Raw genomic sequence first — 6,656 nt, forward strand, 5'->3', positions numbered from 1 at the left:
AACGTCCTAATGACCGTTTTGGGTTTAACCCATTATCCAATAAAGTCACTTAACTTTCGCAAGTTTCAACTCGGAAACCATTGACAATACGATAAATAGACGTGGGCAACGGATCGGACAATTCCCAAACGGTCATTAACCGTCTATGGTAAATGCTTTATGAAGACAAAAATATGGAGTTGCTCCGACGGCGAACCGCCTTCACAACTCCATATTATCTATAAAGGAGATTTTTATCTCTGCGATATTACTTTACGAGCACCTTCTGTGTTGTGCCGTCAGACATCTTCACGAGGTTGATGCCCTTTACAGGAGCAGAAACCTGACGTCCGTCCATTGTGTAGCGAGCTACCTCAACAGCGTTTACATCATTGGTCTTAACACCCTTCACTGCTGTTACCCATGTCGGGAGCTTAGCCTTGGCAGCGTTGACGATCTTCTTTGTAGTTGGATCGATAACGAAAGCGATGATGTTGAGCTGGTCCTTGTCGATAGCCGGCAGGAGAGTCTTGTTTGTAACAGGCATCTGGAGCTGGTATGTACCATCCACTGTACCCTCTGCAGGAACCTTAACGTTAGCACACTTGTTGAGTGTACGAACATAAGAGCTTGCTACGAGCACTTCGTTGAATGCGGGATAGTAGTAGATTGGCTCGTTGTAAAGGAACTGCATATCCTCTGGGAGAGACTCGTATGTGAACTGGCCTGCCTTCTTTGAGAAGCCGTTTGTCTGTGACCAGAGATTGCCCTCGCCCTTCACGTTGTCTGCTGTAACAGCGAATACGAGCTGGTATTCCTTTTCAGTCTGTGCCTCAACAGTGGCTGTTGCGTTGATAGTACCGTCATCTTCAGCACCCCACTCACCCTTTACAGTAAGTGAAGCTGCAGGAATCTTGGTGAGAAGAGCTGCGATATCGTCGCAGATGTTTGTCTCTGAACCATAATATGGGTCTATCTGGCTTCCGTTGCGGTTGAGTTTGCAACCAGGAGCACCCTGCCAACTGAGGTTAGCCCAGTTTGCAGTGTACATTGGGTCTGAGCGGTCATACTGGTGGATACCGATACCGATGAACTGGTCGCCGAAGGTCTTGGCAGCCTTCTCCATACCAACAATACCACGTGGGCAGAACTGACATGTAGAACCAGTGTATTCCTCCATAACTACAACAGGCTTGAAATCCTTTGCCATTGTCTCGTTCTTGCTCTTGATAGAAGTAACGGCAGCAGCGTTCTCAACATTGTTCACCTTTGTGATGTTCAGAGTGAAATCGTATTTGCCAGGAGCGGCAGCGCCTTCAATCTGAACAGGAATCTTCACGATAGTCTCAATAGTGTTTGCTGCGAGATCAACAGTCTGCTCTGCAGATGTGACACCATTCTGAGTATATGTATAAGAGTAGCTGCTCAGAGAGCCGTTGCATACATTCTGGAAGAGAACCTCAACGTTCTTTGTCTTGCCTACTACAGTCTGGAATTCATCCAACTGAACTGGAGAGAGGAAGTTGCCAGCCGGCTGTCCCTCAACGATGAGCTGAATACAGATGTTGCCGAAGTCAGAGCCGAAGTTATACCATCCCTCACCGTTACCGCCTTTACTTGCTGGAACGTCGGTATAAATATAAAGAGGATTTCCTGTTACGCCCTCGTTGATGAGAGAGAGAGGATAGCACTCACTTGTGAAATAACCACCCTGCTTATCAGCCTTCTGGTTGTACTGGAATCCTGCGTAGAGAGCGGTGTTGGCAGGAATAGTGTAAGGAGCATCGAACATCACTGTGTTCCAGCCCGCATTTGAAGAAGTAACGTCCTTGCTCAAGAGGACCTCATCGCCGAATCCTACGCCCTGGCTTGTGAACTCACAATCACCGAGCATCACTTTAGATACCAAGTTAGAAGCCAGGACGGCATATCTGATACCTACAACCTTCATACCCACGAAAGGCTTGAGGAAATCAGCACTCATTGCTGTGACTGCCTTACATCTCTCATAAGCTCCTAAATTAGCGATACCCAAACCAGACTGACCGAAATTGTCTGATGAGTAATAACCGAGATAACGCTGTCCGTCAGCAAGGGCTTTTCTTGGCGATGCCTTGACAGCCACCTTTGCAGGTGCGGTGTTGCGCTCCAGCTTCAATGCTCCATTCACCTGTGCAAAAGTGAATGTAGACATGAGAAGAGCAACCATAGAAAGTAAAACTTTTTTCATGTTCTATTAAATTTAATTGTTATTGAATATTTCCGGATGATTATTTTATAACAGTCTTCACTGTCTTGCCGTTAGAATACTTGATGAAGTTCAAGCCCTTCTGCAGGTTGTTGATCTGCTGACCGTTTGCATTATAGAATGCTACTGCCTTCGCACCGTCGTTAGAAACGCCGTTGATGCTTGCAGGGTCATTGTAGATGAAGTTTACAGTGATCTTAGGACCGTTGGCGAGGTCCTTGGTAGGAACGAACTGACCTGGAGCAAGTATCTCCTCATAGATCTTCAACTGGAAAGAAGCAGTGCAAGAACCATATGCCTCAGCATACCATTCTGTATTGAGACTGTGCTTTGCCTTTGCCTGGATAGGAACTGAAGGATCGGTTGTAAATTCTTCAGGCTCAAACTTTTTATAGCAGTTCGCAGGGAAGCAGCACATCAAAGAACCACTGCTCATTGCAGTAATATTAACCTGTGCAACTGTATACACCGGCTCGTCTGTAAGATTCTCTACAAAGATTCCCGGCTTGATTTCAATGCCTGCAGGGGTCTCCTCAGGATCTGTAGGAGCAAAGTTTACGGTTGCGCCGTCAGCGATTACGTTGCCGTCAGCGTCAACAAACTGCAGGGTAGTGAGGTCTGTCTCCACCTCATCTTCCTCCTGCGCATAGACTGTAGTGAAAGCCATGAGGCTCAAACCAGCCAACAAAAGGGTCTTTAATGATTTCATATTTTTCTTTTTTTGATTTTAATCGGTTTTGTATTTGAAGCGCCCTGAGCGACCTGTCGGCTCAAAGCATATATGGGAGTCCGGAATTTCCGGACTCCCTGAGGATAAATTACTTTGTCAACAATGACTGTGGCTTGATTGCCTTCTTGGTCACCTGCTCCACGTTGTGGTTGTCGGCACCGTTGACGAAAGCCACTACACTGACGTTATCGGCATTCCATTCCTCGGGCAGAGTGTAGGTGTAGCTCTTCTCGCTTTTCACGCCCTCTTTCACGGAGATTGCATCACCCCATGCGTCAGCGGTAACGTTGGCACGGAACACGTGGTTGTGGATATAGTCGTAGTTATATCCGCTCTGGTCCTTCTGATAAGCCTTCACGCCGTCTTCGAGCAGCCATACGGTGAGCTTGCCGTCGGTATTGCCGTCAGTGCCGTAAGCCTCAACGTTGATAGTGAGCTGACGAGAAGCCTCGTCGTAAGTATTTGTCAAGTTGAGCGAAAGCTTGGCTTCCTTCTGCAGCTCAATAGCCACTGCTGCTCCCCACTTGGTATAGTCGGAGAGCACTACAGAACGGTTGATAGTAGCAGTAGGCTGTGTTGTCACGCCCCATGCGTTATAGTATGTGTCGGCGATGTCGGTCTTGAGACCTACATATTTCTTGCTGCCCTTGAATCCGAGCGGACCGCTGTGCATACCAACAGCGATGATGTGATCCTCGCCATACTGCTTGAGGAGACCTTCGATGATTTCAGTTCCGTTAGGGCAGTAAACACAGTTCTGGCCTGTGAAGTCCTCGATGAGCACGGCACGGTTTACTGATGCAGGCTTAACGTATTCGAAGCGCTCGTTCTCGTCGATGTCAGAACATGCCGTGAAGAGAGCCGCAACGGCAACTACTGCCGAGCTATATAGAATATTCTTTAGTTTCATGAGATTTAGAAGTTATAGTTATACGACAATGTTACGCCCTTGCTTGCTGGCACATAGCGGCAGACGCCACCAGTACAGTTGAATCCGGCGCGTGTACGTCCGTAACCCACCTGCAGGCGATGTGCACCATAGTTGAATGTCACGGATCCCATATAATAGTGGTGCTTTGTCTCACCGGCATTGTAGAGGTCAGATACAGTGAACATCCAGTTAGGAAGTACAGAGAGCTCGAGCAGTCCGCTGATCCAGTCGCCCTGTGCGCCGTTTGAGTTCCACTTGAAGATCTGATAGTCCTTGCCGTCAGAAGACTTCATATACTGAGCCTCACCACGAAGAGTCATCTTGCGAGTCATCTTCCACTTGGCGTCAGCGATGAAGATGTGGTTGAGCACGTCGCCGACGTGTGCACCGTCTTCACGCTCGATTGCCGTGAGCACGTCGTTGTTGTAATACTGGTTCATATACATGAAGTTGAGCTTGAAGTCACGGCTGTACTTCTGCTCATACTGGATGTTGAAGTCGCGGTAGAACGACTTGCCTATCTTCCAGAATGCCGAACCATAACCATTTGAGCCATATCCGTATCCGTCATAGTGAGGTCCCTTGCTGAAGTTCTTGTCGATGTCGAACACGTGAGAATAGTTGAGCTTGAAGCTTGGAGCGTATCTGCCCTTGAACTTGTATCCGATTTCTCCCTGGAAAGCCCACTCGCCGTCGGAGCGTGTGGCATAAGGATAGAGAGCTGCGAGGGTGTATGTCTGCTCCATTGTGAATGCAGGCAGGTTGTTGATGTTCGACGAGAGTCCTGTCACGCTGCGTGCGCTGCGGAATCCCATATTGTCAGAGCGCTTTGCCTGAGCCAGCACGCTGAATCCATTGCGTGAGTAAGAAGCAGAGAGCATTCCTACGCGGCCGGTACGGTAGACATACTTGTTCTCGAATGATGGGTCCTGGGTCTTCCACGCATATTCGGCGAGGAACGAGAAATCGCCTGTCTGCAGGTTGGCACGCACGTCGAATGCGTTTACCGTTGACGGGAACTTGAGCTTGTATGAAGCTCCGGGCACCATAACGTTGTCTTCGTCTGCCGACTCATACTTGTTCACCCATGATGCACCGAGTGTGAGGTATGTATTGTTTTCCTGGAAGCCACGGAACCACTGGTCGAGGCTGAGCTCCAGGTCACCGCCTGTCACCCATGCGTCGTTCCACTTCCAGTAGTGGCGCTGCTTTCCTGAGAGTGCCTTGATCTGAACACCCTTTGCAGGGCGCAGCACGAGCTTGCCTCCGAGCAGCGAGTTGTCGATACCGAGGCTTCTCTCCTCGTATGTGCGGAGGATGAAGCCCGAACCGAACTGCTCATAGAAAGTACCGAGCGTAAGGTCGAATTTGTCGAAGTGTGTCTTGATATAGAAGTTTGGCACGCCCCATCCCTTGAAGCTCTTGTCTGTGTCGGCATAACCTGGCAGCGGATGCTTTGTGAACTCGAAACGGAGTCCGGCATCGAGGTGGTTGCTACGTGCCGCAATATCGGCATAGGTATTAGTAAGAGCCCACTCGTTGTATTTCTTTGCCCCGATTTCGGTATCCTCCTGAGGAATGATGACATCGCTCTGGATACTACCGCTTACAACGAACTTGTCGTCGTTGTTCTCCTGTGCCGTCGCTGTTGTCGTGGCGGCGAGGGCTGCTGCGAGTGAGAAAAATAGTACTGGTCTCATTTGAGATTGTCTTTTATAAGTTAATAAGGTATATAGAAGAAGCGCCCAGGCTTCTGCCATTGTCAAAAAAAAGGATTAAAAGCATCATGCCATGGAAATCCCTTCCATAACATAATGCTTATGAAATTTCTTTATTACTTGATGAGTTCTCTCACCTTCTCTATCAGCTCCTGCTCGGCACCCTCGGTGTAGCCGTTGTGCTTGAACACCACCTTGCCTTCACCGTCGCAGATGATAACGAATGGAATCATCTCGCCACCGAACGACTTGCGGAACTCGCTGTTGGAGTCGAGGAGTACCTCGTATGGCCATCCGTGCTGGTTAACGAGAGGCTTCACCTTGTTGGCGTTCTGTGCCTTGTCGATGGAAACAGCATAGAGCTTCACGCCAGTCTCTGCCACCCAGTCCTCGTAAACCTCGCCGATAGCGCTGAGCTCACGGTTACATGGCTTGCACCATGTGGCAAAGAATGAGATGATAAACGGTTTTCCGTCGTTGCTGAGAGTAGAGGTGTCAACTGTCTTGCCCTCGATGTTCTTCAGTTTGAACGATGGAAGCTGTGCGCTCGCGTTCTCCACAACAGCGAAGAGGAGCATTGCCAAAACGAGCAGACTCTTGCTCATCTTGCTCAGATTCAATATACAATTCTTTCTCATGAGTATGATATTTAATCGATTATTAATAACATGTATTGTGTATTTCGTGGCAAAATTAATTTTTATATTGTTTACTCCCAAATAAAAAACAAGAAAAATAAAGAAAATGGCTCGATTATTTAACAAATGACGCAAATTTGGGGTTTGTTTCATTATTATGTGATATTTATACACTTATTATCATGGCAATAAGTGCATCTTCATTGAATGGAAGAAGACATATGGCTAAAGTCGGCATTAACCGCGAAATCGGTCACCTGACGGAAATAGCTGATTGTCGGGAAACATGCTCTTTATATCAATATAAAAGAATACAGGAAATCATACATATAATATATAATGTGAAGGGGATATATAATGTAGAGGTGGGGTATATAATTAATGTGAGGAGGATATATATTGTGTGGGGGGG

At 47.7% G+C, this 6,656-nt stretch carries 6 protein-coding genes; 1 reads left to right on the forward strand and 5 read right to left on the reverse strand.

The genetic code is table 11. The annotated features are described in order from the left end of the window. Nucleotides 1-247: 247 nt before the first annotated feature. From QVO99_RS02980 to QVO99_RS03000, 5 genes are all read right to left on the reverse strand, one after another. Nucleotides 248-2,209: a hypothetical protein gene (locus QVO99_RS02980; protein WP_288176900.1), complete on the reverse strand. Its 1,962-nt coding sequence runs from the start codon at nt 2,207-2,209 to the stop codon at nt 248-250. Between the two features lie 40 nt (nt 2,210-2,249). Then, nucleotides 2,250-2,936 carry a hypothetical protein gene (locus QVO99_RS02985; protein WP_022316107.1) on the reverse strand — a complete coding sequence of 229 codons (687 nt, stop codon included), beginning with the start codon at nt 2,934-2,936 and terminating at the stop codon, nt 2,250-2,252. 109 nt (nt 2,937-3,045) lie between these two features. After that, nucleotides 3,046-3,867: an Omp28 family outer membrane lipoprotein gene (locus tag QVO99_RS02990; protein WP_022316108.1), complete on the reverse strand. Its 822-nt coding sequence runs from the start codon at nt 3,865-3,867 to the stop codon at nt 3,046-3,048. A 5-nt stretch (nt 3,868-3,872) separates the two neighbouring features. After that, nucleotides 3,873-5,588 carry a DUF6029 family protein gene (locus QVO99_RS02995; protein WP_022316109.1) on the reverse strand — a complete coding sequence of 572 codons (1,716 nt, stop codon included), beginning with the start codon at nt 5,586-5,588 and terminating at the stop codon, nt 3,873-3,875. Between the two features lie 134 nt (nt 5,589-5,722). Further along, nucleotides 5,723-6,211 carry a TlpA family protein disulfide reductase gene (locus tag QVO99_RS03000; protein WP_042520312.1) on the reverse strand — a complete coding sequence of 163 codons (489 nt, stop codon included), beginning with the start codon at nt 6,209-6,211 and terminating at the stop codon, nt 5,723-5,725. Between the two features lie 215 nt (nt 6,212-6,426). Between QVO99_RS03000 and QVO99_RS03005 the strand changes: the two genes are divergently transcribed. Further along, on the forward strand, nt 6,427-6,656 hold a 230-nt coding region (locus tag QVO99_RS03005), incomplete at its 3' end, for a hypothetical protein (protein ID WP_288176901.1).

Origin of the sequence: Prevotella sp. CAG:592, assembly GCF_000436015.1 — a bacterium.
GTDB classification, from domain to species: domain Bacteria; phylum Bacteroidota; class Bacteroidia; order Bacteroidales; family Bacteroidaceae; genus Prevotella; species Prevotella pectinovora.

Coding starts and splice junctions, on each gene's coding strand:
- QVO99_RS02985 (WP_022316107.1), bottom strand. CDS start 2,936: ATGAAATCATTAAAGACCCTTTTGTTGGCTGGTTTGAGCCTCATGGCT.
- QVO99_RS02990 (WP_022316108.1), bottom strand. CDS start 3,867: ATGAAACTAAAGAATATTCTATATAGCTCGGCAGTAGTTGCCGTTGCG.
- QVO99_RS03000 (WP_042520312.1), bottom strand. CDS start 6,211: ATGAGCAAGAGTCTGCTCGTTTTGGCAATGCTCCTCTTCGCTGTTGTG.
- QVO99_RS02980 (WP_288176900.1), bottom strand. CDS start 2,209: ATGAAAAAAGTTTTACTTTCTATGGTTGCTCTTCTCATGTCTACATTC.
- QVO99_RS02995 (WP_022316109.1), bottom strand. CDS start 5,588: ATGAGACCAGTACTATTTTTCTCACTCGCAGCAGCCCTCGCCGCCACG.